This is a genomic window from Rhizobium beringeri, assembly GCF_004306515.1.
Lineage (GTDB): Bacteria > Pseudomonadota > Alphaproteobacteria > Rhizobiales > Rhizobiaceae > Rhizobium > Rhizobium beringeri.
Window position 1 is genome coordinate 125,948 of sequence record NZ_SILG01000002.1, and the last position, 26,134, is coordinate 152,081.

A 26,134-nucleotide genomic window follows, 5' to 3' on the forward strand; every position below is an offset into this window, starting at 1 on the left:
ATGATCCGCGGCGCTCAACTCAATTCAGCCCTCTAAACCAAGGCTCACCAGCAGGCGGCTGATATAGGCTTCCAACCCGCCGACCATATCGAAGCGGGCGGGATCGCGCAGCCAGAGCATCTGAAGGCCGTCCATCACGGCGATCAGTTCGGCCGCCATCGCCCTGCCATCAATCTCGCCGTCGATCGAGTCATCGGCGACGGCCTCTTCGAAGGTCGCGGCGATGTCATTCTGCAGCTGAGTGGCGCGATCGAGAAACCATGCCTTGGCCGGGTGATCCTTCATGAGGCTCTCGGCATTCAGGATGGCGAAAGCCCTGATGACCTCGACCATTTCGGCGTTGCGGCGGAAGACCTCGACCATGCCCTTGAGCAGGCCGCGGAGATCGGAACGATAGGGCCCGATGAAGCTTTCGCTTTCGAGATCGCGCTTGTCCAGAATGGCGAGCAGCAGATCGACCTTGGTCGGGAAATGGTGCAGCAGGCCGGGCAGCGACAGGCCGACGTCGCGGGCCACATCGCCGATGGCGGCATTCTGGTAGCCGTCTTCGGCGAAGCGCCGCATCGCAGCCGTCAGGATCTCCGCGCGGCGCGCTTCGCCCTTGCGGGATCTGCGTCGTCGCTTTTCGTCCTGTCCGGTCATCGATTCGGAAAACTCTGCCATCGTCTCTCCCGCCGGTTTCTCCGGCGCTCTTTATCCATACATCAGGCTTCGCCAGTTGACATCTTAAAAATACCGAGTAATCGGTAGGTTTAAGAGCTGCCTTACGCGCTGAGAAGTTCGCGTTTGCCGCCGGAGGAGTTAGCACCGCGCACGCTCCGGCAATACTTCGCGGCACCCGAAATTCGATTGAAGGGGAGGTTTGCATGATCGATTCCATTCTCGACAAGATGACGCTCGAGGAGCAGGTCTCCCTGCTGTCCGGCGCCGACTTCTGGACGACGGTTCCCGTTGAGCGTCTTGATGTGCCGAAGATCAAGGTGACGGACGGCCCGAATGGCGCCCGCGGCGCGGGTTCGCTGGTCGGCGGCGTCAAGGCGACCTGCTTTCCCACTGCCATAGCGCTCGGCGCCACATGGAATCCCGACCTGGTCGAGCGCATGGGTGTGGCGCTTGCCCGCCAAGCGAAGAGCAAGGGTGCCGCCGTACTGCTCGCGCCCACGGTGAATATCCATCGTTCCGGGCTCAACGGGCGAAATTTCGAATGTTATTCCGAGGATCCGATGCTGACCGCGGAACTCGCGGTCGCCTATATCAAAGGCGTGCAGAGCCAGGGGATCGCGGCGACGATCAAGCACTTCGCCGGCAACGAATCCGAGATCGAGCGGCAGACCATGTCTTCCGATATCGACGAGCGGACGCTGCGCGAAATCTACTTTCCGCCCTTCGAACAGGCCGTCCGGCGCGCTGGCGTGATGGCCGTCATGTCCTCCTATAACCGCCTCAACGGCACCTATACCAGCGAGCATGAGTGGCTGCTGACCAAGGTGCTGCGCGAGGAATGGGGATTCGACGGGATCGTCATGTCCGACTGGTTCGGTTCGCATTCGACGGCCGAGACGATCAATGCCGGTCTCGATCTCGAAATGCCCGGCCCGGCGCGCGATCGCGGCGAGAAGCTGGTTGCGGCCGTGCGCGAGGGCAGCGTCGAAGCCGCCACGGTGCGGGCGGCGGCGCGGCGGATCCTGCTGCTGCTCGAGCGGGTCGGCGCGTTCGAGAAGAGGCCCGACCTCACGGAGCAGGCGGTCGACCTGCCGGAGGACCGAGCGCTGATCCGGCGTCTCGGCGCGGAAGGCGCGGTCCTTTTGAAGAACGATGGCATGCTGCCGCTTGCCAAGGCATCGCTCGACCGGATCGCCGTCATCGGACCCAACGCCGCGAGCGCGCGTGTCATGGGCGGCGGCAGCGCGCAGATCGCGGCGCATTATACGGTCAGCCCACTCGAAGGCATTCGAGCCGCCCTTTCCAATGCCAACAGCGTCAGCCACGCCGTCGGCTGCCGCCATAACCGTCTGATCGAGGTGGCCAAGGGAAAGATCACCGTCGAATATTTCAAGGGGCGCGGTTGCCGGGGCAATCCGCTTCATGTCGAGACCGTCGACAAGGGTGAGTTCTTCTGGTTCGAGCTGCCGTCGACCGAGCTCGACCCCACCGATTTCTCGGCACGGATGACGATGCAATTCGTGCCGGAGGAGAGCGGCGATCATGTCTTCGGCATGACCAATGCCGGACTGGCCCGGCTCTTCGTCGATGGCAGGCTCACCGTCGACGGCCATGACGGCTGGACACGCGGCGAAAACTATTTCGGCACGGCCAATGACGAACAGCGCGGCACGGTGGCGCTCGATGCGGGCCGAGCCCATGCCGTCACCGTCGAGTATGATCCGCCGGTGGCGAACGGGGAGGGGATCAACCTCACGGCCATTCGGTTCGGCGTCGAAAAGCCCTTGGGCGAGGCCGATATCGAGGACGCCGTCGAGACGGCGCTGAATGCCGATGTGGCGCTTCTCTTCGTCGGCCGCGACGGCGAATGGGACACCGAGGGCTTGGACCTGCCCGACATGCGGCTTCCGGGCCGGCAGGAGGAACTGATCGAGCGGGTTGCGGCCGTCAACGCCAACACCGTGGTCGTGCTGCAGACCGGCGGCCCGGTGGAAATGCCCTGGCTTGGCAAGGTTCGCGCCGTGCTGCAGATCTGGTATCCCGGGCAGGAGCTGGGCAATGCCGTCGCCGATGTCCTGTTCGGCGACGTCGAGCCCGGTGGACGCCTGCCGCAGACCTTCCCGAAAGCGCTTGCCGACAATTCCGCCATGACAGGCGATACAGCCGTCTATCCGGGTAAGGATGGGCATGTGCGCTATGCCGAAGGCGTGTTCGTCGGCTACCGTCACCACGATACACGCGCTGTCGAGCCGCTCTTCCCCTTCGGTTTCGGCCTTGGATATACGCGCTTCACCTGGGGTGAGCCGCGCCTGTCGGCGAGCGACATGGGTACCGAGGGCCTGACTGTCAGCATCGATCTGACCAATATCGGTGATCGGGCCGGATCGGAACTGGTCCAGCTCTATGTGCGTTCGCCAAAATCCAGGGTGGAGCGGCCGGACAAGGAACTGCGCGCCTTCGCAAAGCTTTCGCTGCTGCCCGGTGAGACTGGGACGGCCGAAATGAAGATCCTGCCGCGCGATCTCGCTTATTTCGACATCGAGGCCGGGGCCTTCCGCGCCGAACCCGGCGATTACCAGCTGATTGTGGCGTCGAATGCCGCGGATATCAGGTTCATCATCGATCTGCCGTCACCACTCGAATATGTACTGCCACCTTCGTATTAAACGCAGGCTAGCGAGATCCATGTCGTATTCGAGCTGAGCCCGGCCGATAGCGCTTGGCGCGTCCGCGCCAAGCGTTGAGTGGTTCGAGCTGGATCAGACCGCGTCGGGCTGAGCGCGCAGATTGGAGACGACGCGCCTGTTCTGGACCTTGCAAGAGCGCTCCGTGCAGTCGCGGACTTCGCGGTCGTTGCCGTAGCCCTTGGCCCACATGCGCCTGGCCTCCACGCCCTTCGAGGCGAGATAGGCCATCGCGGCATCGGCGCGCTTCTGCGACAGCGTCTCCATCTTGGATGCGGAGCCGGAATCGTCGGCAAATCCCTGCAGCTTGAGCAGCCAGGACGGGTTCTTGTTGAGCCAGGCGGCTTGGTTGTCCAGGGTTGCCATGGCGACGGAATCGAGTGTTGCGGAATCCTGCTTGAAGTAGATCCGCCGGCCGACATTGAGGATGAAATCCTCTTCGCTGCCCATCGCAACGTTCTCGAAACCGGGCGCTGGATCGTTGGTCTGGCCGGTCATCGGCGCCGTAGCAGGTTCTTCCACGGAGGCGATATCGGTGGTGCTGCAGGCGGCGAGTGCCAAGAGCATGGCTGCGGCGGCAAGGCGCCTCACATATCCCGTCGGAGCAGACATCAGGGTGATATTCCTCATTCGACCGGACTTGTTTGGCTGACCTGCGCGGCATTCTCAGCCTGATCGGCAATATGCGGCAGAACCTGCACCGCGGTGCCGATCGGGCAACGCTGGTAAAGATCGATGGCGTCTTCATTGAACATGCGGATACAGCCGCTCGACGCATCCTTGCCGATGCTCCACGGCTCCAGCGTGCCGTGGAAGCGATAGCCGGTGTCGACGCCGTCGCGATGCAGATACATGGCGCGGGGACCGAGTGGATTTTTCGGTGAGCCTCCCGCCACGAATTCGGGCAGTTCGGGATGGCGCTTGCGCATCTCAGGCGGCGGCGTCCAGCGCGGCCAAAGCGATTTGCTGTCGATCGTCGCGCGGCCAAACCATTTGAAGCCCTCGCGGCCGACGCCGACGCCGTAGCGGATGGCCGTCTTGTTCTCCATGATCACGTAGAGGAAATGGTGCCTCGAATCGACGACGACGGTGCCGATCGGCTCGCTGCTGAAATATTTGACGACCTGGCGGTGCCACTTCTTGTCGATCTTGGCGAAGTTGGTTCTTCGGAACGTCACGCCATTGTCGACGATGGTGCCGTCGAAAAAGGAAGACGCGGCGGCGAATGCCGGTTTCCGGACTGCACCGGCGCCAAGTAACGCCAATCCACCAAGCACAATATTTCTGCGTGTCCACGGCATCGGCAATATCCCCCTTAAAGCCAAGCAGCGAAGCGTCAGTAAATCAGATTTTTCATTTGCCACAATAGAAAAATCATCTCCACCCTAAAGGCAGAGATCGGGTCGCGGGCCTCCTGTGTCTGGTATTGCCCCATCGTTGCTCTGGAATGCCGCGGCGCTTCGAATTAAAGGGCCGGGGATTCATCTCCTCTGAAGACCGGCATGTACTCTTTGCGAGATGGCGCTTCCGCAACCGCCTGCGAGCCGATGCTCCTCACACGCGGGAGTTCCGTTTCTTGTGCGGATGCCTCCACAAGATCACCAAGCATCCGTCGCGCCACGGCAGGGACCACATGATGGGGCAAATGCCCGACACCTTTCAGCAATCTGACGATCGGCCCCGGATGCTTCCTGCAAAGCCAATCGATATGCCAGTTCGGTGAAATCACGCGAGACGGCGCCTGCGTTATCGCGCCGTTAGGGTGGAGGGGAGGCCCAGCGCTGCCGCCGCATCTGTGCTATCATCATCGCGGTCTCGAAGCGGAAAGGTCGAATGCTCCTTCAGCGTGTCAGTTTCTATGTGCTTCTGGTCCTCGTGACCATTGCGTTCGTCGCCGTCGTGCTACCGTTCTATTCGGCGATATTCTGGGCAGTCGTCCTCACTATCATCTTCTTCCCGCTTCACGCCCGTATGGAGGCTCGGCTGGGTGGGCGGGGAAACCTTGCTGCAGCGCTCTCTGTGTTGATCTGTCTCTGCGTCGTGATCATTCCCGGGCTGATCGTCCTCAGTTCACTCGTCCAGCAGGGCAACCATCTCTATCAACGTATGGACAGCGGCGAGATCGACGTCCGGAGCTTTATTCATAATCTGCAGGAAGCATTGCCCTTGTTCCTCCGCGACTGGCTCCGGAGCATCGAGCTGAATGGCGTCGATACGTTTCAGGACCGCGTTTCCTCGGCATTGATGCAGGGCGGCGGTTTTTTTGCCGGACGCGCCTTGAGCCTCGGTCAGAACACCCTGCGGTTCTTCGTCACCTTCGGCGTGATGCTCTATCTCCTGTTCTTCATGTTCCGGGATGGGCGCGCCGTTGCCCGCGCCATCAGAAGAGCGCTGCCTCTCAGCGATGCCCATACCCTTCGCTTTACCTCCAAATTCACTTCGGTCGTTCACGCGACCGTGCGAGGCAATATTATCATCGCCATCATCCAGGGTTCGATCGGCGGGATCGCCTTTTGGGCCCTCGGCGTCGAGCCAGCCCTTCTGTGGGGCGTACTGATGAGCTTCCTGTCGCTGCTGCCTGCGGTCGGCGCTGCATTGATCTGGGTGCCCACGGCCATTTACCTGGCCCTGGCCGGCTTTTGGGTGAGGGCGATTGTGCTGGTTGCGGTCGGCGCCCTCGTCATCGGTCTTGTCGATAATCTTCTGCGGCCGCGCCTGGTCGGCAGGGAGACCAAGCTTCCCGACTATGTTGTCCTCATTTCCACCATTGGCGGCATTTCTCTACTAGGCATCAATGGTTTCGTGATCGGACCGCTGATAGCCGCTCTCTTCATCGCCGCTTGGGGGATATTCGTGGAGGAGGAGGGCACGTCGGATTCCTGACGATGCGGCCGGAGCAATTAACGATGGCTTCCGGAACTTTCGTCTCCCTGGCTGGTTTGATAGATTCGAACCATCATCATGTTCAATCGACGCCAACCGTAAGGTCGGTTTTCGGGGCCCATGTTACTATAGTGATCCGAGCAAGGTGCGGAAAGTGCGCCACGGACTGCCGGCAGAAGTCCAGGCCCTCAGGTCGGATCCTGATAAGCCCCGTTGAAGATGGGTCGAGGAGTGACCAGGAGGAGCGGGCATAAATGGAGCCGCCTCCTTTCGGAACGACTCTCACCGCAACGTTTGACGTTCCGCTAACCGCACAAGCAGGAGGAAAGACCATGAAAGTGTCAGAGATCATGTCGCGCGATGTAGAAATCGCCAACCCTAATCAGACGATAGCCGAAATCGCGAGATGCATGGCCGACAGGCAGATCGGCTTCCTGCCTGTCGGCGACAACGACCGGCTCGTCGGAACGATCACCGACCGCGATCTCGTCGTGCGCGGGCTTGCCGACGGACTCGGGGGTGATGCAAAGGTGCGCGAAGTCATGTCGCGCGATGTCAAATATTGTTTCGAAGACGAAGATGTCGACGACGTGACCCGCAATATGGGGCAGGTCCAGGTCCGCCGCCTTCCCGTCGTCAATCGTGACAAACGCCTAACCGGCGTCATCTCGCTCGGCGATGCGTCCCTGGCGGACACCGCTGCAGCGGGAGCCGGGTTGAAAAAAGTGTCCCGTCCGGGCGGCGCTCATGCACATTAGAACAGGGATGATTTTAGGCCTGACGCAATCAGCGATCCTATCGTTTGAGATCATTCATCGTTGAGGTGGCAAGCCGACAAGTGCCCCGGTGCAATTTCCTTTTTCACCGGCACTTCCATATGACAGCGGTCCATCGCAAACGGGCATCTCGGATGAAAGTGACAGCCTTTCGGCGGGTTTATCGGGCTGGGGAGTTCGCCGTCGACGGGCTTGAACTGTCGCTTGCCGGGTTCGATGCGCGGCACCTCGGCCAAGAGCGCCTTCGTGTAAGGATGATTGGGCCGCCTGAAAACCTCCTCGACGGGCGCTTCTTCGACGATGCGGCCGAGATACATGATCGCAACACGGTCGGAAATATGTTCCACGACCCCGAGATCATGGCTGACGAACAAATAGGTCAGGTCGAGCTTGTCACGAAGTTCCATGAACAGGTTGATCACCTGGGCCTGGATGGAAACGTCGAGTGCTGCGACGCTTTCGTCACAGACGAGGAATTTCGGCTGCACGGCGAGCGCGCGCGCAATATTGACGCGCTGCCGCTGGCCACCGGAAAACTGGTGCGGGTATCGCATTTTCATGGCCGGGTCGAAACCGGCCAGCATCAAATATCTGTCGACATAGGCGTCGCGTTCTGTCGAGCGGGCAAGCCCATGCGTTCGAGGCGCCTCCCAAATAAGCTGCTCGACGGTCATCCTCGGATTGAGAGCCGCCATCGGATTCTGGAAAATCATCTGGCTGGCAAGACCAAACTGATGCTGCTCGCCTTTCGACATGGCGCTTCGATCCATCCCCTTCCAGAGAATCTGGCCCTGGCTCGGCGAAGTGATCCCTGCAATGGCGCGGCCGAGCGTCGACTTCCCGCAGCCGCTTTCACCGACAAGGCCGACAACCTCTCCGGGCCGAATGCTGAGGCTGACATTATCAAGCGCGTGAACGACAGGCGCCGGTTTGGCCAGTTTGAGCTTGAGCGCGATCTTGGCGGCTAGATCGGGCTTGGCTCCGAAGCGCTGCGACACGTTCCTCGCTTCGATCAGGGGCATGGCGGTCGTGGTCATCATGCTATCTCTTTCGTTACGGGATGAATGCAGCGGAAGGAGCGATCGCCTTCCGGCATGAGCGCCGGCATGACCAGACAGCCGTCGGTTGCCCGATCACAGCGCGTACGAAAACTGCATCCCTGTGGGAGCCGGTTGATCGCCGGCGTCATGCCGCGGATCTGGTGAAGGGGCTCTCCGCGTCTGTTTTGCGAAGGAACGGAGGCGATCAGACCGGCCGTGTAGGGATGGTGAGGATCGGTCAGAACCTTGCCCACCGGTCCGGTCTCGACGAGGCGGCCGGCATACATGACGGCGATCTCGTCGGCCAATCTTGAGACGATCGCCAGATCGTGGGTGATCCAGATCACTGCCGTATTTCCCTCTTCGGTGAGCTTCTGGAATTCGGAAATAATCTGGCTCTGGATCGTCACATCAAGCGCCGTTGTCGGTTCATCGGCGATAATAAGGTCCGGCTTGTGAAGAAGCGCGATGGCAATCGCCACGCGCTGGCGCATTCCGCCGGAGAACTGATGCGGATAGGCGGCAAGCCTTTCTTCAGGGCTTGGTATTCCGACCAGCGCCAAAGCATCCCGCGCCCGCTGCCGGGCGGTATCCTTCGATACCCGGTCGTGTGCCTGGACGGCTTCCACCATCTGCGTCCCGACCGTCAGGACCGGGTTGAGCGTCATCATCGGATCCTGGAATACCATGGCGATCCGCTTGCCGCGCAGCTGCCGCATCTCTTCGTCCGAATATTTCGCGATGTCGGCGCCGTCGAAGATGATCCGGCCGCCGGCAACCCGGCCGGGCTTATCGAGGAGTCGCATGATCGAGAAGCCGGTCACCGACTTTCCGGATCCGGATTCTCCCACAAGACCAAGGACCTTGCCGCGCTCCACCGTGAACGACACATCATTGACGGCGCAAAGGCTGGGGCGTCCCCTGCCGCCGCCGAATTCGGTGACGAGATTGCTCACTTGCAGCAATGGGGTCATGACATGTTCCTCGGGTTGAGGACATCGCGCAGCCGGTCGCCGACGAGATTGATCGCCGCGATCGTGACCAGAAGGGCAATGCCGGGGAAGAAGCTGATCCAGTAGAGGCCGGTCAGAAGATACTGGTAGCCCGTCGAGATCAGCATGCCGAGCGAGGGTTCGGTCACGGAGGCACCGAGACCGAGGAAGGACAAGGTCGCCTCGAGGCCGATTGCCCGGGCGATCTGCATGGTGGCGATGACGATGACCGGCGCAAGACAGTTCGGCAGCAGGTGCCTGAAGAGGATGCGCCATCGGGGCAGGCGCAGCATCCGGGCCGCCTCGATATATTCCTTCTCGCGCTCGACCAGAGCGGTGCCGCGGACGGTGCGGGCATAGGTCGCCCACTCGGCGATGATCAGTGCGATCACGACGTTGGGCACGCCCTTGCCAAGCACGGCAAGCATCATGAGCGCCATCAATATGGTGGGAAACGAGAGCTGCAGGTCGACGAGCCGCATCATCGCGGTTTCCGTGCGCCCTCCCATGTAAGCGGCGAACAGTCCGGCCGAGGTTCCGATGATGGCAGCAGCGAAAGCCGACAGAACGCCCACCAGCAAGGAGGTGCGCAGGCCATAGAGGATGCCGGACAGGATATCGCGGCCCTGGCTGTCGGTACCGAGGTGATAGACGAGCCCGGTCATGGATTCGGACCCCGGCGGCAGCCGTCCATCCATGATGTCGAGCTGCATCAAATCATAGGGATTTTGCGGAGAGATCCATGGCGCAAACAGCGCCAGGCAACAGATGATCACCAGCGTGAGGAAGGCGATCGCGGCTGCCGGAGAGCTGAAGAAATCCGCGATCCCTTTCGACAGACGACTGCGTTCGGGCGCTGGAGCACTTGTGTCTTGCGTGTTTGGTTCGGCCATGAGGGTCAAGCCTTTCCTTCCAGCCGGACCCGCGGATCCAGAAGGGTATAACAGATATCGATGATGAAATTGAGGACGACGAAGAGCAGCACCATCATCATGAGGTAGGCGACGATGACAGGGCGATCGAGAAGGTTGATCGAGTCGATGATGAGCTTGCCCATGCCCGGCCACGCAAAGATGCTTTCGGTGACGACCGAAAAGGCGATGAGTGAGCCGAACTCGAGCCCGATGATGGTCACCACCGGGATCATCAGGTTCTTGAGAACGTGCACGGAAATGATCCGCCGCTCTCGCAATCCCTTGGCACGGGCAAACTTCACATAGTCCTGAGGAAGGACCTCCTGCACGCCGGCGCGGGTCAGCCGAAGAATGAGCGACGTCTTGAACAGAGCCAAGTTGAAGGCGGGCAATAAAAGGTGCCTGATGCCGTCTGCGGTCAGAAACGACCATTGTACGCCAAGCAGTTCTTGCGTCGGGCCGCGGCCATTCGTCGGCAACCAGCCGAGCTCGACGGAAAACACCATGATCAGCATGAGACCGACCCAGAAGGTCGGAAGCGAGAAGCCCAGAATTGAGCCGCTCATGATGAGCTTGGAGGAAATCCGATTGGGGTAGAGCCCTGCATACAACCCAAGCGGGAGGCCGAACAGCAGCGCGATGCCGAGAGCCGTGATCGCCAGTTCGAGCGTCGCCGGGAGACGTTCGAGGATCAGACCGAGCGCCGGCCGCCCATAAACGAAGCTGTTGCCGAAGTCCCCGTGCAGAAGTCCTTGGAGAAACAGCAGATACTGTTTCCACAGCGGCTGATCCAGACCGTAATGCGCGATGACGAGTGCCCGCTCCGCCTGATTGGCGTCCGGGTTGATGAGGATGTCGACCGGGTTGCCGATCACATTGACGCCGATGAAGACAATGATCGTCATCGCGACAACGACGAACAGCGCCTGTATCAACCGCCTGATAATGGATGTGACCATTGAACCTCTCCCTACAGCGCCGCGCATCTTTTCGAGAGCCGCAAAGGACGCTGTAATTTTGAATCTAGGCGACCGAGATCGCCATCCCGTCGCGCTGCGGATCGGCCGCGCCTTTCGAGATGCCGCCGTCAATCTTAATCGCGTGGACTGCGGCGAACGCATATGTCTGCGGCGACCGCGCCACCTGGTAGCCCTGCGCCCGCAACTCGTCTTCGACAGAGTGTCGAATGCGATTGCAGATGTCGATCGTGTTTGAGACCCCTACGATCCTCGGCGCCGAGACGGCTTCGAGCACGGACATGTCGAAATCGATCATGTTCATCAGGCATTGTGCAACGGCGGGCGCGATATAGCTGCCGCCTGGCGCTCCGATGACGATGCTGGGCTCGTCGCCCCTGAAGACGATCGTCGGTGCCGCCGAGCTGGGACGCCGCTTGCCGGGCGCGATGGAGCCGGGCTTGCCCGGAAGCGGATTAAAGCGGCTCATCGTGCCATTGTACATGAAGCCGAGGCCGTCGGTGATCGCGCCCGAGGGACTGCCGAGGGTGTGGGTCATCGCGACGGCATTGCCGTCCTTGTCGATCACCGAGATGTGGGTGGTGTCGCGCTGCGACCCATCAAGCCGCGATACGCTGGCGATCTCGCCCGCCTTGATTGCGCCAGCATGCGCCTTTGCATGCTCTTGCGACAGCAGCTTTTCATAGGGCACGTCGACATAGGCGGGATCGCCCATATGCGCATCCTTGTCGATCGTCATCCGCTTCATGGCTTCGAACAGGATGCGGACATGTTCGGCGCTGCCATGCTGCAGCGAGCGGACATCGAACTGCTCCATGATATGCAGGAGTTCCAGCATCGGGAAGCCCGAGCCTGGCGGAGGCGAGGTGGCGATGCGGTTGTCGCGGTAGTCGCCCCAAACCGGCTCTACCTTCGACAACTCGTACCGCGCCAGATCCTGCCGATCGATCAAGCCGCCATTTTCCTTGAAATCGTCGGCGATCTGTTCGGCCAGTTCGCCGTGATAGAAGATGTCCGAGCCGCCACTTCGCGCGATGCGTACGAGGGTCTGTGCCATGTCCGTGTTGACGAGCAGGTCGCCGACATTCTTGAGCGTGCCGTCATCGTGGAAATAGGTTCTCCGGCCCGTTTCAGAAAAGCGCAGCTTGTCGAGCGTGTTGGCAAAACCGTCATTCGACTGGTCCTTGGCCCAATACCAGTGCATGTGGTTTCGGATCATGAAACCGTTGCGGGCAAGGCGGATAGCCGGCTTGATGAGATCGGCCCAATCGAAGGTGCCGTAGTCGCGCAGCGCGGTCTCATAGCCCTTGAGCGAGCCGGGGGTGCAGACGGCAAGATAGCCGATATCGGAAATATTGCCTTCAAGCACGTAGCCGAAGCCGTCGCGGCTCTGGTGCTTGATCTTGTCGAGCCACATGTCAGGCGCAGCCTTCAACGGCGCGCGCGCATAAAATTCGAGGATCTCGTGCACGCCCTTTTTCGGCATGTAGACATGCATCGAGCCGAAGCCGCCGATGCCGGCCATCTGCGGGTCGACCACCCCTTGGACGAAAGCACAGGCGAGTGCTGCGTCGATGGCATTGCCGCCGCGTTCGAGAACTTCCGCGCCGGCTTCGACTGCCTCCGGCTGAGGCGCTACGATCGTTGCATTTCTCATTTCGCGCGACGGCCCTCCAGCACCTTTGCCAGGAAGGCCTTGACGTGGCCCAGAACTTTCATCCGGTCGTGAGAGACGCCTGGAACACGATCGAACGTCACATCGACACCCGTTTTGCGGAATGAGCTCGCCAAGGCGGCTAAGCGCTCGGGCCGAGTTTTGCCGGCGTCGTTGGCGCCATCCATATAATATTTTCCGCCCGGTTTATGGGTGATTTCCCAGGTTTCCAGATCGGCGTCGCCGACGATCATATGCACCGGCACCTTGGCGAGATCTTCGGGCCGGAAGGCCTTGCCGAAGCGCGCCTCCAGATCCCGAATGCCGATCCACCAGTCACGCGTCGGATCCAGAAGGGTGACGGAACCAGGTGCGCCGATCGATGCCGCCCAGAGCTTTTCCGGATGCAGGATTGCGAAACGGTGCACGAAATGCCCGCCGCCGGAGAAGCCGAACATGGCGAATTTGGACCAGTCCTGGCGGTATTTGTCGGCCATCTCCGCGACCATGGCAAGGACGACCTGATCGTAGCGGATGTCGCCTTCCTCAAGAAACTTGTAGCCGGAACGCGCACCATCGCCGAGAACGCCAACCGGGAAGATCGGGCAAAGGATGGCACAGTCGTTGTAGAGCCCGAATTCGGCGAAACCGTCGCGGAAGTCGATGGCCGACGTGCGCCCGGTGCCGTGGACCGCGACCAGGAGGTCGAGCTTGCGGCCGTCTGCCGCCGTCGGTGGCACATAAAGCACCATATGGAGGCGGGGATCGGCCTGAGAGGCGAAGATGGCCGTCTGGCCATAGTCATAGATGGCCTTCGCCCGGGCGACGGCTTCGCCCGTTCCAAGTTCCTGCATGAATGTCTCCTGGGAGATGAAGAAAGGTCGGCCTCGGCGGCCCCATGCTGCTGTTTTAAACCGCGCCGCATCGATTGGATCGATGCGACGCACTTCAAATCTTTATTTGTCACAAAACCGCTGCACGCGTTTGGACGACATGCATCAGTCCGCCGGCTTCACGTCGTAAGCGAGCGTATATTTATCGCCGCGCGGGGTGTAGGACACGGTCTTCTTTGCGCCCAGCACGACGTTTTCGTAGTGCATCGGGAGGAGCCAGAGGTTGTTGAAGGTCTCGGTCGACAGTTCCTCGAGAAGGGGCGTGCGTTCGGCTTGATCGAGCGTCGAACTGGCCTTGGCCAGCACCTCGTCAATCTTCGGATCGGACACGCCGCCGCCATTATATCTGCCGGTCCCCTTTTTCTCGTCGCGCGTCGCGACCAGCGCAACAGTCGGATTGGTGGTTTCGCCGGTGTTCACACCCCAGGAGCCGAAATAGGTGCTGTAGGTGCCCTTTGAATAGGCTTCCGAATACATCGACCAAGGCAGGACCTCGACTTTCGATTTGATGCCGATGCGCGTGAACATCTGGCCGACCGCCTGCAGAACTTCGGCATCCTTGACGTAACGGCCAGAGGGACCATGCAGGGTCAGGATGAAGCCATCCGGATAACCGGCCTCAGCCAGAAGCGCCTTGGCGGCAGCAGGATCATAGCCCACCTTCTCGACTTTTTCGGAATAGCCCGCATAGCCTTGGGCGACGAATTGATCGGCCACCGTGCCGTTCTTCTGCATGACGCGGTCGACGATTGCCGGCCGGTTGATCGACATCAGCATTGCGCGACGAACCCGTTCATCCTTGAGCGGGTTCTTGTCGAGATCGGAGCCATCCGCAGCCTTCACGAAAGGCGAAACATCGCGGCTGACATCGAGGCCAAGATAAACGAAGCGGGAAGACAGGCCGTTGATGACTTGCAGATTATCGCTCGCTTCCACGCGTGCCATTCCATCGGCAGGAAGGGCTTCGACAATGTCGATCTCGTTGGAAAGAAGCGATGCCAGACGGGCGCCGTCATCGGGCAGGAAGCGCATCGTGACGTTCGACCAGTGCGAGGGGCCAGCGAAATAGCTGTCATTGCGCTTCAAGGTCAGATTGCTGCCTGGCGAATAGGAGACGAAGGAATAGGCCCCGGTTCCGATTGCACACTTGCCGTTGTCGAAATCCTGGACCGGCGCCTCCTTGCAATCGGCGCTGATAATGCGAATTCGGCTGACGGAATTCAGCAGGATCGGATCCGGAACCTTTGTCTCGACGACGATGGTATAGGGATCGGTGGCCGTAACATTGACAATATTGCGGGTGTAGGAAGCAAAGCTCTGGCTGGGCTTGTCGCGGGCACGCAAAAGCGACGCGATGACGTCATCGGCGTTGAACTCGCTGCCGTCATGGAATTTCACGCCCTTCCGCAGCTTGAATTCCCAGTGGGTCGGATCGACGACTTTCCACTCGGTGGCGAGTTCCGGCGCATTTGCCGACGTTCCCGTGAGGTTTATGAGGCTGTCCCAGATATGGCGCGAGGTCGCATTGTTTGGCGCCGAACTGTCTTCATGGGGATCCAGCGTCGTCGGCGTCGTCGACATCCCGATCGTCAGCGGGGTTTCCTGTGCGGCGACCATTGCAGGAATAGCGATCGTTCCGAGCAGCCCGATCGCTGCCCGCGTCAATATCTTTGCGGCCATTTCTTCCATCCCGGTTTAGCGTTTTTGGGCCGACCTTGCTTGGTCGGTACGAGCGGGTTCCCGTCCACTCTTGACACAAATTGGTAAGGGGGCCTCAAGGGGGCTGTCAAACGGAAAACAAGCGCGTTACGATAGGCGTAACTTGAAACTATGCCAATCCTTCAGCCCTTGTCGCGGAGAAAATTCTGGTTCCATGGACAAAAGACAACCATCAAAAAGCGATATTGTGCAATCTGTTGATGTCTGCATCGACGTATTGCTGAATGTCGCCAAAAATCCGGATATCAGACTGACCGAGGTGGCGCAGAACCTCGGGGAAACCAAGCCGAGAATTTTGCGCATGTTACGCACACTGGAACGGCGCGGCCTAGTGCGGAAGAGCGATACGGGTACTTACCGGCTGGGGACGACTGCGATCATTCTCGGGACCGCTGCCTCGACACAGGTTGATCTGGTGCGAATAGCCAATCCTATTCTTGAAGAAGTCGGCCAGAAGGCGAACGAAACGACCCAGCTCAGGATCATCGACAATGGCGAATCCCTGTGCATTGCAAAGTTCGAACCGATGCGCGACTTGCGGGTTCAGGCGATGATCGGTCGAAGGCGGCCGCTCACGGCCGGCTCGTACAAGGTGCTTCTCGCCTATATCCACCCCCAGGTGCAGTTGCAAATGATCCCCGAGACTTTGCCGCGGCTGACCAAGCGCACAATCACGGATCGTGGCAAGCTGGTTGCTGAATTGGATAAAATCCGCCGCCAGGGATTTTGTGTGAGTTATGGTGAAGTGAGCGAGCAACTCGTCTCCGTCTCAGTGCCGGTTTTGGCATTCGACGGATCCGTGATCGCCGCGGTGAATGTCGGCGCCCCGGCCTTCCGCACGCAAAAAAGCGACGTCGACCGCTTCATCGTTCTGCTGAAGGAGGCCTCCAGCAAGATATCGGCCCGGCTGGGATGGTAGAGCTTTTCGTTCTGCGCCATATCGGACCTTGTCTCTTCGGTTCGACGCCCATCAAGGCGAGCAAACGCAGGTTGTTTCGTGCCAAGCCCGCTCTTTGAGCTAGGGGAAAAGATCGGGGAGTTTGGAGCGCGCGATGCGTCCCAACCTGACCGCTTCTGCCATGTCTATCGAGCGATAGGGAAAGCGCAAACGGGTGCCCACGGGTCCCCAATTGCCAATCGCACTTAAAAGTTTGTCGAGAGCGGCATTCGAATAGCCAAATTCCTGGCGAAACGGGACGATATGCGCGTCCATAAACGTGCAGATGCGTCGTTCCAGATCGAGTGCAGCGTCGATATCGTTTCGCATCGAGACCGTCCAAGTCTGAGCACCGCGGGGACTAAGGCAGGCCACGTTGGAAAAAGAGCCTGCTGCCACACCTTCCTTGGTGCCGGTTGCGAGATGGTGGCCGGGGACGAAGAGCGAAAGCCCGGACAGATACAGACGCGCCTCGGCATACCAGGAGCCGTCGCCATCGGCGAGCTTGATGCCAATCACCTCAGGCACCGCCGCGCAGACCATGCTGAGTTCCTTTGGTGCCAGCACGCGTTTTGCATGCGGCGGATTGTAAAGGATGAGCGGAATTCCGTCGGCCACCTCGGCCGCTCGTTTCAAGAAGTCGATCGCTTCGGCGGTGGTGAGCGGCCACCAGTCCGGCAGTATGACCTGAATGGCGCGGGGATCGAGCGCGGCCGCGCGGCGGACGCGATTGAGCATGATCAGCGGGTCGGGCTGGCAGGCGCCGATGACGAATGGGGTTGAAGACGCCTTGCAGCGCTCGGCCAGCATTGCCTGGATGCAGTCGAACTCCACCTCCGTCTGATTGTGGAATTCTCCGGCGGTGCCATTTGAGTAAATACCATCGACGCCCGTATCGATGAGGATGTCGATCTCTTCGCCGAGCTTGTCGAATTCAATGCTGTCATCGGCTGCGATCGGCAAAAGCAGGCTCACCCAATTTCCGCCGATGGCGGGATGCGGCGTCTTCGCATTCATCTGTTATTCTCCGATGGATGACGGATCAGTTGAGGTCGTCGCGAATGCAGGCCTTGAAGTGGCCGGGAGCGACTTCCCGCAATTGCGGGATCGTACCGGCGCAGGCCTCGAGCGCGCTCGGACAGCGCGTGCGAAAAACACATCCGCTCGGCGGATTGGCCGGACTTGGAATATCGCCTTTCAGGATCTGCCTGTTACGGCGAGCGTCAGGATCGGGCGACGGAATCGCCGAGAGCAGCGCGCGCGTATAGGGATGCTGTGGTCTCGCATAGAGATCGGCACTCGGCGCGATTTCCATGATGCGGCCGAGATAAAGCACGATCACCCGGTCGCAGATATATTCGACGACGGCAAGGTCATGCGAGATGAACAGCATGGTCAGGCCAAGCTGCTGCTGCAGGTCGCGCAGCAGGTTGATCACTTGCGCCTGGATCGACACGTCGAGCGCCGAGACCGGCTCGTCGGCGACGATGAATTCGGGCAACAAGGTCAACGCACGGGCAATCCCGATGCGCTGGCGCTGGCCACCCGAAAATTCATGGGCATATCGATTGATCGCATCGGCGGGCAGGTCGACCTGGGTCAAGGCCGACCGCGCCCGTTCCAGCCTGTCACGGGCGGTGCCGATCCCCTGGATCTTCAGGCCTTCTGTCAGGATCTCGCCGATGGTCATACGCGGCGACAGGCTGGCGAAGGGGTCCTGGAAAATATACTGCATGCGCGGTCGCTGCCGTCTGAGCGCGGAGGCGGAAAGCGCTGTGAGTTCCGTCCCGTCGAAACGGACGCTGCCTGACGACGGCTCGACGAGGCGAAGGACGGTACGCCCGATCGTGGTCTTTCCGCTGCCGGATTCGCCGACAAGCCCGACGACTTCACCCTTGCCAATATCGAAGGAAATGCCCTGAAGAATGTTCAGCCGCGTGCCACGGGAAGTATAATGTTTCGAAAGGTCGCGGACGGAGAGCAGCGGTGCGCTCATCTAGATCTCCTGCCATCTGATGCAGCGGCTGCGGTGCTGCGGATTGACCTGTTCGAGCGTGGGAACCGCGACGCGACAGGCATCGATCGCGAATTTGCAGCGCGGGGAAAAGGCGCAGCCGCTCGGCATGTTCATCAGGCTCGGGACCATGCCGGGAATGGCGGCGAGCTTTTCGCCGGCCTGTTTCATCCGCGCCGCATCGCCAAGGCGCGGCATGGAGGCAAGAAGGCCCATCGTGTAGGGATGCTTGGGATTGCGGAACACCTCGCCGACCGGCCCTTCTTCGACGATCCGGCCGGCATACATCACCGCAACGCGATGGGCGATTTCGGCGACGACGCCGAGATTGTGGGTGACGAAGAGCATGGCCATGCCGCGCTCGCGCTGCAGCTTGAGGAGCAGGTCGAGAATCTGCGCCTGGATCGTCACGTCGAGCGCCGTCGTGGGCTCGTCGGCGATCAGCAGCGCCGGATCGCAGGCGAGCGCCATGGCGATCGTCGCGCGCTGCCGGATGCCGCCCGACAGTTCGTGCGGATATTGGCCGGCACGGCGTCGAGCGTCCGGTATGCCGACGCTTTCAAGCAACGCGACGGCGGCGTTCATCGCCGCCTTGCGGTCCGCGCCGCGATGGATGCGGATCGGCTCGCCAATCTGGTCGCCGATGGTGAAGACGGGATTGAGGCTCGACATCGGCTCCTGGAATATCATGCCGATGTCGTCGCCCCTGATCCTGCGCATGCTCTCTTCGTCGAGGGAGACCAGATCTCTGACCACGCCGGCGCTCGTCGCAAGGCGGATGCTGCCTGCGGCGATCACGCCGATGTTGCGGGTGAGCAGCCGCATGACCGATAGGCTGGTGACCGACTTGCCGGAGCCGGATTCGCCGACGAGCGCGAGCGTCTCGCCGGCGGCAACGGCCAGGTCGACATCGTTAACCGCCGTGATCTCGCCGCCGCGGATCCGGAAGATCGTTCGCAATCCTCTGATGTCGAGTACGGGTTCGGCGGTCTGTTCCATCAGTCGGCTCAGTTCAGCAGACCGGTTGCACGCAGGATCTCGTCGATCCGCGCCGTTTCGACATCGTTGAGAGAGGCACGCGGCCGCGGCATGACGGCGGAATCGATGATGCCGAGGCTGCACATGGCGGTCTTGAAGGCGCCGATGCCGGATGCGCCGCCACTGACGCGGCCCTGCGCGACCCAAACGATTTCGAAGAGGCGGCAGAGGCGCTCCTGCTCCTTCCTCGCGGCGACCCAGTCGCCGCGCTGCGCAGCATCCCAAAGGCGGACATAGCCGTGCGGATCGACATTGGCGATACCGGGGACCACGCCGTGAGCACCCATCAGCAGGGCGGTGTCGACGACGATCTCGGAGCCGGTCATCAGGAAGACGTCCTTGTGTTCGGCAAGGTCGAGGAGCGCATAGCGGAAGTTGCCGTCGTCGCCGCTGGAATCCTTGAGGCCGATAATGGCGCCTTCCCCAGCAAGCGTGACCACGGTCTGGCGCTGCAGTTTGACGTGAACGCAGACCGGAATGTCGTAGGCGACCAGCGGAACATCCACCGCGTCGCGGATATAACGGAAGTGATCGAGGATCTCGGACTGGCTGGTGACCGTATAGAATGGGGCCGTCACCACGACCGCGTCGGCGCCGGCGGCCTTTGCGACCTTCGCATGGGCGATGACGCGATCCGTGGTCGGATCGATGACGCCGACGATCAACGGCACGCGGCCATTCACCACCTCGGCCGAATGTTCGATGATTTCCCGCCGGGTCTTTTCGTCATGGAAGATCACCTCGCTCGTCGAGCCGAGTACGAATACGCCATGGCAGCCGGCACCGATCAGATGCTCAAGCACACGTGTATAGGATGGGTAGTCGATGGTGAAATCCGGATTGAGCGGTGTTACGACGGGGGGAACGACACCCTTGAATTTGGTCATTTTCGCTTCTTTCGATTGTCAGTTCAGTTCGGCACGCGGGTCGAAGGCATCTCTGAGGCCATCGCCAATGAAGTTGATTGCCAGGACGGCAAGGATCAGCGCGGCGCCGGGGAAGAGCCATTGCCACGGATATTGTTCGAGTACGGCGGTCGAGCGAGCCGCGTTCAGCATGTTGCCCCAGCTGGCCGCCGGCGGGGCGATACCGAGACCGAGGAAGGACAGCCCCGCCTCGAGCAAGATGGCATTGGCGATCTGCAGCGTTGCATAGACCACGAGGATATCGATCGAGTTCGGCAGGCCGTGGCGAAAGAGCAGATGCCCGATGCCGGCGCCCATGCCGCGGGCGGCCATGACGAAGTCGCGTTCACGCAATTCCAGCAGTCGCGAGCGGATCATGCGCGCAAGCAGCGGCCAGGATAGCAGCGAAATGACGAGGACCGTTGGCCAGATGCCGGTACCGGCAATCGAGGCGAGCACAAGCAGGAAGATGACGGGCGGCAGGGTCATCACCAGATCGACGAAGCGCATCGAGACGGCGTCCGTCCAGCGTCCGGCAAGCGCCGAGATGGCCCCGAAAAGAAACCCGATGATCGCCGAAAGCGTGGTCGATGCGACGGCGACCAGCAGCGAAATCCGGCCGCCTTCGAGCACGCGCGCGAAGACGTCGCGTCCGACGCCGTCGGCTCCGAACCAGTGCGTTGCCGTCGGGCCGCTATTCATCGCCAGGAGATCGATGTCGTTCGGCCGGAAAGCCCACCATAACGGATAGGAGAGGATCAGCAGCAGCATTGGCGTCGCGATGCAGACGCCGGCAACGGCTGCGCGATTGAGCAGAAAACGACTGAAGGCGCGGGCAAGTGGTCCAGGACTGCGGCGTTCGGAAGGGCGTGCCAGCATGGTCAGCCCACCTTGATGCGCGGGTCGACGACCGCATAGGTGATGTCGGTCAGAAGATTGACGACGATAACACAGGTGCCGATGACGAGCGTCGCCCCCATGATGACGGGGTAGTCGCGGGTCTGCACGGCATCGACGAGCAGGAGCCCCATGCCCGGCCAGTTGAAGACGCTCTCGATGAAGATGGCGCCGCCGATTGCAAGCCCGATGGTGGAGCCGATCAGGGTGACGATCGGAAGAAGCGCATTGCGCAACGCATGCTTGCTGATGACCCAGAATTCGCGAACGCCCTTAGCGCGGGCCGTGCGCACGTAATCCTGGTTCAGGACTTCGAGCAGCGAAGCGCGCATGTAGCGCATGATCAATGCAGCTTGCGCGACAGACAGAAGTGCCGCCGGCAGGATCAGATGGTGGAGGAGATCGCCCACCGAGAATTCCTCGCCCGGCGTCAGCATGCCGCCTGATGGCATCCAGTGCAGGCGGACGGAGAAAATATAAAGGCCGATCAGCGCGCTGAGAAATGCCGGGCTCGAAATGCCGGCAAGCGCAACCACCGACAAGGAGAGATCGGCAAGCGAATTGCGGCGGACGGCGCCGATCACCCCGCAGGCGATGCCTGCGACAATGGCGAAGGCAAGTGCGGTGCCCATCAAGAGCACTGTCGGGCCGATCCGTGACAGCACCAGACCGAGAACCGGTTGATCGAGACGCTTGATCGAATAGCCGAGATTGCCGGTCAGCGCCTGCTGCAACCAGCCCAGATACTGCACGGGCAAGGGCTGATCGAGCCCGAGGTTTCTGCGCAGATCGGCTAGATCAGACGGCGACATCGGCAGGTTCGGATCGATATAGGCATCGATCGGATCGCCGGGTGTCAGGCGCAACAGCAGGAAGATCAGCATGCTCAGGGCGACGAGCATGCCTATTCCTATGACCAGGCGTCTGAGACTGTATTGGAGCATGGTTCATCCGTCTTGTCAGGGTGGCCGAAGCCACCCTCAAGGCTTTGCGGAAAACGCCTATTCGGCGATCGACCATTTCTGCGGGTTGGCCTGGTAGGGGCCGCCGCCCGGCGCCGGCGTCCAGACGAAATCCTTCACCTTGGTCGAGACGATGCCGTAGCGGTTTGCCACCCAGAGCGTCGCCCAGGGCAGGTTCGTGTTCATCACCTTGCAGACGTCCTGGTAGGCAGCATCCCGCTTGGCACTGTCCGGCTCGGCCAGCGCGCTATCGAGTGCCTTGGTGAGGTCAGGCATGCGAACCCTGGCGACGTTCGGTCCGGCCGGCGGAATCTGCTTCTCGTTGAGGCCGACATTGATGCTTCCGGCATCCGGCCCGTTCTGCAGCCCGGCATAAACCAACTGGAACTGGGCAATATCCGGCGTCGCATTGAGCACGATGCTGTTATAGGTCGGCGCATCGACGGCGCGCGGGACGATGTTGATGCCGACCTGGGCCAGCATCGCCTGGACTGCGGCAAGCACGTTGGTGGCAAGCGGCGTGGTGTAATAGGTCAGAAGCGTGATCGGCTTCCCGCCGTTGATCTGGTCCCAGCCGGCTTCCGTCAGCAGCTGCTTGGCCTTCTCAGGATCGTAGGCATAGGTGTCAACATCAGGCGGTATTAGCTGTTCGGCGACATAGGCGCAGTTGGCGGGCTTGGCCGCACCGCCATAGAGGCTCTGGATGATGGCGTCGCGATTGATGGCGTACATCACCGCCTGACGGACGCGCACATCCTTCCAGAGCGGGGATTCGTGGTTGAAGCCGAGATAGTTGACGACGAAAGAGTTGCCTTCGATGACCTTGAAGTCCTTGTTGTCCTTGAAGGTCGGCACGTCGTTGGAATCGACATAGGTGAACTGGATTTCGCCGGATCTCAGCGCCGCGATCGCCGCGGCCGGGTTGGCGAAATAGCGATTGATGAGGCGCTCCAGTGCCGGCTTGCCACCGCGATAATCGGTGTTTGCGGCAAGTTCGACATATTGATCGGAGACGTATTTGGTGAATTTGAACGGGCCGGTGCCGATCGGGGCGGTGGACCACCAGGTGTTCTTCGCCAGCTGATCGGCCGGGATAGAGGAGAGGGCATGCTCGGGCAGCATCATCACCTTGGTCATCGTATCGAGAAAACTGCTGCTCGGTGCGCTGAGCTTCATGACGATCGTGTGATCGTCCGGCGCCTCGACGGACGATATGCCCTTCAGTCGGGCAGCGAGCACCGAGCCGGTTTTCGCATCCATCGCAAGGGTCATGGTGAACTTCGCGTCATTGGCGGTGAACGGTTTGCCGTCATGCCATTTGGCGTCCGCCAGCTTGAACGTGTAGGTCATCTGGTCCGGGCTGACTTCGTAGGAGCTTGCCAGCGCGCCGACGACCTTCTGCAGCTTCTCGTCATAGGCGATCAGCGGTTCGTAGTAGATGCTGAGCCAGGTGAAGCCTGCGGTCGCGGCAAGCGGATTGAAATTGCCCTGGAAACCTCCGGGGCCGACATCGAAGCCGCCGGACAGCGTGGCTGCCTGAGCCTGGGCTGCAACGCCCGAAACGGCAAGAGCCGGAACGGCAACCGTCGACAGCAGGGCGCCAAGCGCAATAACGGATAATCTAGACAGTCTTTTCATGTGTTCCTCCCACGTTTGAACTTGTCTTGTTGTTGGCAATCACCCGCGCAATGCCCTCGTAGTGACGATCCAGGCGTCTGCGCGCCTCCTCCAGATCCCTTGCCTCGATTGCATCGACGATCGCGGCATGATCGCGCCACGTCGCCATCGGATCGAGATTTTCAAGATTGACGAAATCCGACGCCTTGTAGAAGGCGAGCCAGAAGACATCGATCAGCCGCACGAGCGTTTCATTGTCCTGGCAGCGAAACAGCAGTCGGTGGAACAGTTGGTCGTCTTCCGCAAAGGTTTCGCCGCGCTCGGCATGGGCGCGCATCCGATTGACGGTGGCGCGCAGCTCGGCGATGTCCTCCTCGCCGATCACGTCGATCGTCTTGCTGATCAATCCCACTTCAAGCGTGCGCCGGATTTCGAGGACTTCCTCGATCTGCCGCAGGGCGCCGCCGAGGCCGTAAGCGAGGTTGTCGAGAAGCGGCTCGAAGGAAAAGGCCTTCACGAAGATGCCGACACCGCGCCGCGTCTCCAGGACGCCGAGCGATTCCAGCGCCTTGATGCCTTCCCTCAGCGAATTGCGGCTGACACCGAGCTGGGTGGCTAGCTCTCCTTCCGCCGGAAGAAGGGTTCCGGGAGCAAGGCCATTATCGTCGATATAGGCGCGCAGACTTTCCTGCACGGAGACATGCAGCAGTGGCGCGCGCGTCAGGGGCTTCATCGATTTCAATGTCATGCCGGCCACTTTCTCGCATCGCCAATAAGATGACCATTACATATCCACTTGTAGGATATCTGTCAAATGGTCAGGCTTAAACGGTTGACGCCGAACCCCCGCTCGTAGCTGTTTGATGCTGTCGTTCTTGGGCGCCAGAACGACAACAGCCAAACAGCGCAGTTTTCCTGGAATGACTTCAGCCGAAGGCTTGACCGACCTCTGCAGCATGGACCACCACGCAGTTGCGGCCAGTCTTTTTGGCAAGGTAGAGCGCCGCATCCGCTTGTCGCTGCATGTGCTCTGCTGACACGAGTTCACTGTTTTCCATCAATATCGCTATTCCGATGCTGACAGTGACCCAGGGACCGACGCGGGAGGTGGGATTTGGAAGAGACGCAGCTTCTACTCGGCTTCGAATTCTCTCAGCAACCACCCGGGCCTCTTGTTCATCAGGGCCTGGGAGAAAGACGAGAAATTCTTCGCCTCCGTACCGGGCGACCTGGTCTCGCTCGTCTCTCATGCTGCTCTGAATGATGCCGGCAACTTTCACCAGACAGCGGTCGCCTTCGGCATGCCCGAGATTATCGTTGAGGCGCTTGAAGTCGTCGACATCGCACATCAGCATCGCCGCGCTGTTCGTTCGTTTAAGGTCCTCGTTCCAGAAATGATGGAGCGTTTCCATCATCGAACGCCGGTTGGCGACACCAGTCAGCGGATCGGTTCGCGCCAGCAATTCCAGCTGAGAATTGGCGTCAGTAAGCTCCGCGAGGCGACTTCGATCTCGTAACTCAAGCAAGAAGGTCTTCTGAGCGAAGATGGTGGCGGTGCGTCGGGCAACGACGGTTGCAGCCACCCCGCTTGCGAAAAACAGCGTCCCGGCCAGAGCACTCCCCGCTTCAATGTCTGGATTGCGCAGCTGAAACACAAGGTAGATACCGAGGGCAGCAGCACCGATCGCCATCGCCCAACCGAGTGGAACGGGAAATATCATAATGGCAGTGACGGCCACAAAAAGCATGATGGTCAAATGCCGCTCGTAAAACTCGCCACCGGTGTTAACGCCCACCAAGGCTACCGACAGGAGGATGAGAAAAACAGCCGAGAGGATGAAAACTCCCTGCACCCACAAAGCGTGCGGCCGCAGGAAGGCTATCGCTGCGACAAGAGCTGCGGGGGGAAGAATAGACGCTGGCCAAAGCATCGACATCACGGTTCCGGTCGGAAGCAAGATCGCGTTGAGGCCCAACGTCAGAACATCGAGCACGATAACCCAAACCATCCACGCGCGGATGATCTTGGCAGTCCGCGGCCAGGAGCGTTCGCGAAAAAGCTGAGCCAGTTCCCCATTGAAGCGGATATCACGCGTGCGTCCACCGAGCAGGCGCTCGACCTGCTCGACAATGGCCGGGCTCAACCTCTGGAGAGGTTTCCGCGAAGACGCCCTTACCGATTTGATAGGAGCTGTGGTTCGCTCGGTATCCATGTGTCGGATCTAGGGAGCAGACGACCGGAGGCAAGACGAGCCGCGAATTCCGCCCCAAAAGACGATATGCTTGCCCTAATGATTTTGTACCAGGGGACGACAGTATGTCGTCAACGTGTCATATCGGGCCAAAGTCTCACGCGTGCCAGGCCGAATTCACGTTCGATTCCTTTCAAGACCCCAATCATCCTCGATGAGGTGGGCCATCCAATGATGGAAGCTCGCCCGAAGCGAGATTGAGGAGGATGCCCGCTGAAATCCGACGCTAAAGCAATGTTCCAGGTCAGCCTGAGGGGCGTTGGCTTCCGACCCGCATATTGACGAAGCAACGCGGCAGGTGGTCGTTGATCATGCCG

The 26,134-nt window shown here is 60.5% G+C and carries 23 protein-coding genes; 4 read left to right on the forward strand and 19 right to left on the reverse strand.

Annotated elements, in window-relative coordinates:
* Positions 1-24: 24 nt before the first annotated feature.
* Positions 25-663 carry a TetR/AcrR family transcriptional regulator gene (locus tag ELH03_RS24275; protein WP_105008524.1) on the reverse strand — a complete coding sequence of 213 codons (639 nt, stop codon included), beginning with the start codon at positions 661-663 and terminating at the stop codon, positions 25-27.
* A gap of 203 nt (positions 664-866) precedes the next feature.
* On the opposite strand from ELH03_RS24275, the gene ELH03_RS24280 reads away from it, so the two are divergent.
* Complete coding sequence (locus ELH03_RS24280) at positions 867-3,329, forward strand: glycoside hydrolase family 3 C-terminal domain-containing protein (RefSeq protein ID WP_130766792.1); 2,463 nt, start codon at positions 867-869, stop codon at positions 3,327-3,329.
* Between the two features lie 93 nt (positions 3,330-3,422).
* On the opposite strand, the gene ELH03_RS24285 is transcribed toward ELH03_RS24280, so the two are convergent.
* Positions 3,423-3,959, reverse strand: a complete 537-nt coding sequence (locus ELH03_RS24285; protein ID WP_130766793.1) for an OmpA family protein — start codon at positions 3,957-3,959, stop codon at positions 3,423-3,425.
* Positions 3,960-3,973: 14 nt separating this feature from the next.
* Positions 3,974-4,648: a L,D-transpeptidase gene (locus ELH03_RS24290; RefSeq protein ID WP_130766794.1), complete on the reverse strand. Its 675-nt coding sequence runs from the start codon at positions 4,646-4,648 to the stop codon at positions 3,974-3,976.
* 532 nt (positions 4,649-5,180) lie between these two features.
* Between ELH03_RS24290 and ELH03_RS24300 the strand changes: the two genes are divergently transcribed.
* Positions 5,181-6,230, forward strand: a complete 1,050-nt coding sequence (locus ELH03_RS24300; RefSeq protein WP_130766795.1) for an AI-2E family transporter — start codon at positions 5,181-5,183, stop codon at positions 6,228-6,230.
* Positions 6,231-6,562: 332 nt separating this feature from the next.
* Positions 6,563-6,988, forward strand: coding sequence for a CBS domain-containing protein (locus ELH03_RS24310; protein WP_017957358.1), 426 nt, complete (start codon positions 6,563-6,565; stop codon positions 6,986-6,988).
* A gap of 50 nt (positions 6,989-7,038) precedes the next feature.
* On the opposite strand, the gene ELH03_RS24315 is transcribed toward ELH03_RS24310, so the two are convergent.
* The 7 genes from ELH03_RS24315 to ELH03_RS24345 all read right to left on the reverse strand — a co-directional run bounded on the left by ELH03_RS24315 (position 7,039) and on the right by ELH03_RS24345 (position 15,156).
* Positions 7,039-8,046, reverse strand: coding sequence for an ABC transporter ATP-binding protein (locus ELH03_RS24315; protein ID WP_197730011.1), 1,008 nt, complete (start codon positions 8,044-8,046; stop codon positions 7,039-7,041).
* The gene (locus ELH03_RS24320) at positions 8,043-9,020 is read right to left on the reverse strand and encodes an ABC transporter ATP-binding protein (RefSeq protein ID WP_130766796.1); all 978 of its coding nucleotides are present in this window, start codon (positions 9,018-9,020) and stop codon (positions 8,043-8,045) included. The genes ELH03_RS24315 and ELH03_RS24320 overlap by 4 nt, the downstream gene beginning before the upstream one ends.
* The gene (locus ELH03_RS24325; protein ID WP_130766797.1) at positions 9,017-9,931 is read right to left on the reverse strand and encodes an ABC transporter permease; all 915 of its coding nucleotides are present in this window, start codon (positions 9,929-9,931) and stop codon (positions 9,017-9,019) included. The genes ELH03_RS24320 and ELH03_RS24325 overlap by 4 nt, the downstream gene beginning before the upstream one ends.
* Positions 9,932-9,936: 5 nt before the next feature.
* Complete coding sequence (locus ELH03_RS24330; RefSeq protein ID WP_017957362.1) at positions 9,937-10,911, reverse strand: ABC transporter permease; 975 nt, start codon at positions 10,909-10,911, stop codon at positions 9,937-9,939.
* A 64-nt stretch (positions 10,912-10,975) separates the two neighbouring features.
* Positions 10,976-12,586 carry a gamma-glutamyltransferase gene (gene ggt / locus ELH03_RS24335; protein WP_130766798.1) on the reverse strand — a complete coding sequence of 537 codons (1,611 nt, stop codon included), beginning with the start codon at positions 12,584-12,586 and terminating at the stop codon, positions 10,976-10,978.
* Entirely contained in the window at positions 12,583-13,437 is an 855-nt protein-coding gene (locus ELH03_RS24340) for an alpha/beta hydrolase (RefSeq protein WP_130766799.1), read from the reverse strand. Before ELH03_RS24340 ends, ggt begins: the two co-directional genes overlap by 4 nt.
* 144 nt (positions 13,438-13,581) lie before the next feature.
* A complete protein-coding gene (locus ELH03_RS24345) occupies positions 13,582-15,156 on the reverse strand; it encodes an ABC transporter substrate-binding protein (RefSeq protein ID WP_130766800.1) in 1,575 nt (524 codons plus the stop codon).
* 193 nt (positions 15,157-15,349) lie between these two features.
* Here ELH03_RS24345 and ELH03_RS24350 point away from each other — a divergent pair, with 193 nt between their 5' ends.
* The gene (locus ELH03_RS24350) at positions 15,350-16,114 is read left to right on the forward strand and encodes an IclR family transcriptional regulator (RefSeq protein WP_130766801.1); all 765 of its coding nucleotides are present in this window, start codon (positions 15,350-15,352) and stop codon (positions 16,112-16,114) included.
* 99 nt (positions 16,115-16,213) lie between these two features.
* On the opposite strand, the gene ELH03_RS24355 is transcribed toward ELH03_RS24350, so the two are convergent.
* From ELH03_RS24355 to ELH03_RS24395, 9 genes are all read right to left on the reverse strand, one after another.
* Complete coding sequence (locus ELH03_RS24355) at positions 16,214-17,149, reverse strand: dihydrodipicolinate synthase family protein (RefSeq protein WP_130766802.1); 936 nt, start codon at positions 17,147-17,149, stop codon at positions 16,214-16,216.
* A 25-nt stretch (positions 17,150-17,174) separates the two neighbouring features.
* Positions 17,175-18,128: an ABC transporter ATP-binding protein gene (locus ELH03_RS24360; protein WP_128404207.1), complete on the reverse strand. Its 954-nt coding sequence runs from the start codon at positions 18,126-18,128 to the stop codon at positions 17,175-17,177.
* Complete coding sequence (locus tag ELH03_RS24365) at positions 18,129-19,145, reverse strand: ABC transporter ATP-binding protein (RefSeq protein ID WP_130766803.1); 1,017 nt, start codon at positions 19,143-19,145, stop codon at positions 18,129-18,131. It abuts the gene before it with no gap.
* Positions 19,146-19,153: 8 nt separating this feature from the next.
* Entirely contained in the window at positions 19,154-20,071 is a 918-nt protein-coding gene (locus ELH03_RS24370; protein WP_128400671.1) for a dihydrodipicolinate synthase family protein, read from the reverse strand.
* An 18-nt stretch (positions 20,072-20,089) separates the two neighbouring features.
* Complete coding sequence (locus ELH03_RS24375; protein ID WP_130766804.1) at positions 20,090-20,968, reverse strand: ABC transporter permease; 879 nt, start codon at positions 20,966-20,968, stop codon at positions 20,090-20,092.
* Positions 20,969-20,970: 2 nt separating this feature from the next.
* On the reverse strand, positions 20,971-21,930 hold the full coding sequence (locus ELH03_RS24380) for an ABC transporter permease (protein WP_130766805.1): 960 nt from the start codon (positions 21,928-21,930) through the stop codon (positions 20,971-20,973).
* A gap of 57 nt (positions 21,931-21,987) precedes the next feature.
* Complete coding sequence (locus tag ELH03_RS24385) at positions 21,988-23,586, reverse strand: ABC transporter substrate-binding protein (RefSeq protein WP_130766806.1); 1,599 nt, start codon at positions 23,584-23,586, stop codon at positions 21,988-21,990.
* Entirely contained in the window at positions 23,570-24,313 is a 744-nt protein-coding gene (locus ELH03_RS24390; protein WP_128400675.1) for a FadR/GntR family transcriptional regulator, read from the reverse strand. Before ELH03_RS24390 ends, ELH03_RS24385 begins: the two co-directional genes overlap by 17 nt.
* A 178-nt stretch (positions 24,314-24,491) precedes the next feature.
* Positions 24,492-25,778 carry a GGDEF domain-containing protein gene (locus ELH03_RS24395; protein WP_130766807.1) on the reverse strand — a complete coding sequence of 429 codons (1,287 nt, stop codon included), beginning with the start codon at positions 25,776-25,778 and terminating at the stop codon, positions 24,492-24,494.
* Positions 25,779-26,134 lie beyond the last annotated feature (356 nt).

Bases quoted from the DNA above. Each gene is read 5' to 3' on its own strand.
- ELH03_RS24275 (WP_105008524.1), bottom strand. From the start codon at position 663: ATGGCAGAGTTTTCCGAATCGATGACCGGACAGGACGAAAAGCGACGA.
- ELH03_RS24280 (WP_130766792.1), top strand. From the start codon at position 867: ATGATCGATTCCATTCTCGACAAGATGACGCTCGAGGAGCAGGTCTCC.
- ELH03_RS24285 (WP_130766793.1), bottom strand. From the start codon at position 3,959: ATGTCTGCTCCGACGGGATATGTGAGGCGCCTTGCCGCCGCAGCCATG.
- ELH03_RS24290 (WP_130766794.1), bottom strand. From the start codon at position 4,648: ATGCCGTGGACACGCAGAAATATTGTGCTTGGTGGATTGGCGTTACTT.
- ELH03_RS24300 (WP_130766795.1), top strand. From the start codon at position 5,181: ATGCTCCTTCAGCGTGTCAGTTTCTATGTGCTTCTGGTCCTCGTGACC.
- ELH03_RS24310 (WP_017957358.1), top strand. From the start codon at position 6,563: ATGAAAGTGTCAGAGATCATGTCGCGCGATGTAGAAATCGCCAACCCT.
- ELH03_RS24315 (WP_197730011.1), bottom strand. From the start codon at position 8,046: ATGATGACCACGACCGCCATGCCCCTGATCGAAGCGAGGAACGTGTCG.
- ELH03_RS24320 (WP_130766796.1), bottom strand. From the start codon at position 9,020: ATGACCCCATTGCTGCAAGTGAGCAATCTCGTCACCGAATTCGGCGGC.
- ELH03_RS24325 (WP_130766797.1), bottom strand. From the start codon at position 9,931: ATGGCCGAACCAAACACGCAAGACACAAGTGCTCCAGCGCCCGAACGC.
- ELH03_RS24330 (WP_017957362.1), bottom strand. From the start codon at position 10,911: ATGGTCACATCCATTATCAGGCGGTTGATACAGGCGCTGTTCGTCGTT.
- ggt (WP_130766798.1), bottom strand. From the start codon at position 12,586: ATGAGAAATGCAACGATCGTAGCGCCTCAGCCGGAGGCAGTCGAAGCC.
- ELH03_RS24340 (WP_130766799.1), bottom strand. From the start codon at position 13,437: ATGCAGGAACTTGGAACGGGCGAAGCCGTCGCCCGGGCGAAGGCCATC.
- ELH03_RS24345 (WP_130766800.1), bottom strand. From the start codon at position 15,156: ATGGCCGCAAAGATATTGACGCGGGCAGCGATCGGGCTGCTCGGAACG.
- ELH03_RS24350 (WP_130766801.1), top strand. From the start codon at position 15,350: ATGGACAAAAGACAACCATCAAAAAGCGATATTGTGCAATCTGTTGAT.
- ELH03_RS24355 (WP_130766802.1), bottom strand. From the start codon at position 17,149: ATGAATGCGAAGACGCCGCATCCCGCCATCGGCGGAAATTGGGTGAGC.
- ELH03_RS24360 (WP_128404207.1), bottom strand. From the start codon at position 18,128: ATGAGCGCACCGCTGCTCTCCGTCCGCGACCTTTCGAAACATTATACT.
- ELH03_RS24365 (WP_130766803.1), bottom strand. From the start codon at position 19,145: ATGGAACAGACCGCCGAACCCGTACTCGACATCAGAGGATTGCGAACG.
- ELH03_RS24370 (WP_128400671.1), bottom strand. From the start codon at position 20,071: ATGACCAAATTCAAGGGTGTCGTTCCCCCCGTCGTAACACCGCTCAAT.
- ELH03_RS24375 (WP_130766804.1), bottom strand. From the start codon at position 20,968: ATGCTGGCACGCCCTTCCGAACGCCGCAGTCCTGGACCACTTGCCCGC.
- ELH03_RS24380 (WP_130766805.1), bottom strand. From the start codon at position 21,930: ATGCTCCAATACAGTCTCAGACGCCTGGTCATAGGAATAGGCATGCTC.
- ELH03_RS24385 (WP_130766806.1), bottom strand. From the start codon at position 23,586: ATGAAAAGACTGTCTAGATTATCCGTTATTGCGCTTGGCGCCCTGCTG.
- ELH03_RS24390 (WP_128400675.1), bottom strand. From the start codon at position 24,313: ATGACATTGAAATCGATGAAGCCCCTGACGCGCGCGCCACTGCTGCAT.
- ELH03_RS24395 (WP_130766807.1), bottom strand. From the start codon at position 25,778: ATGGATACCGAGCGAACCACAGCTCCTATCAAATCGGTAAGGGCGTCT.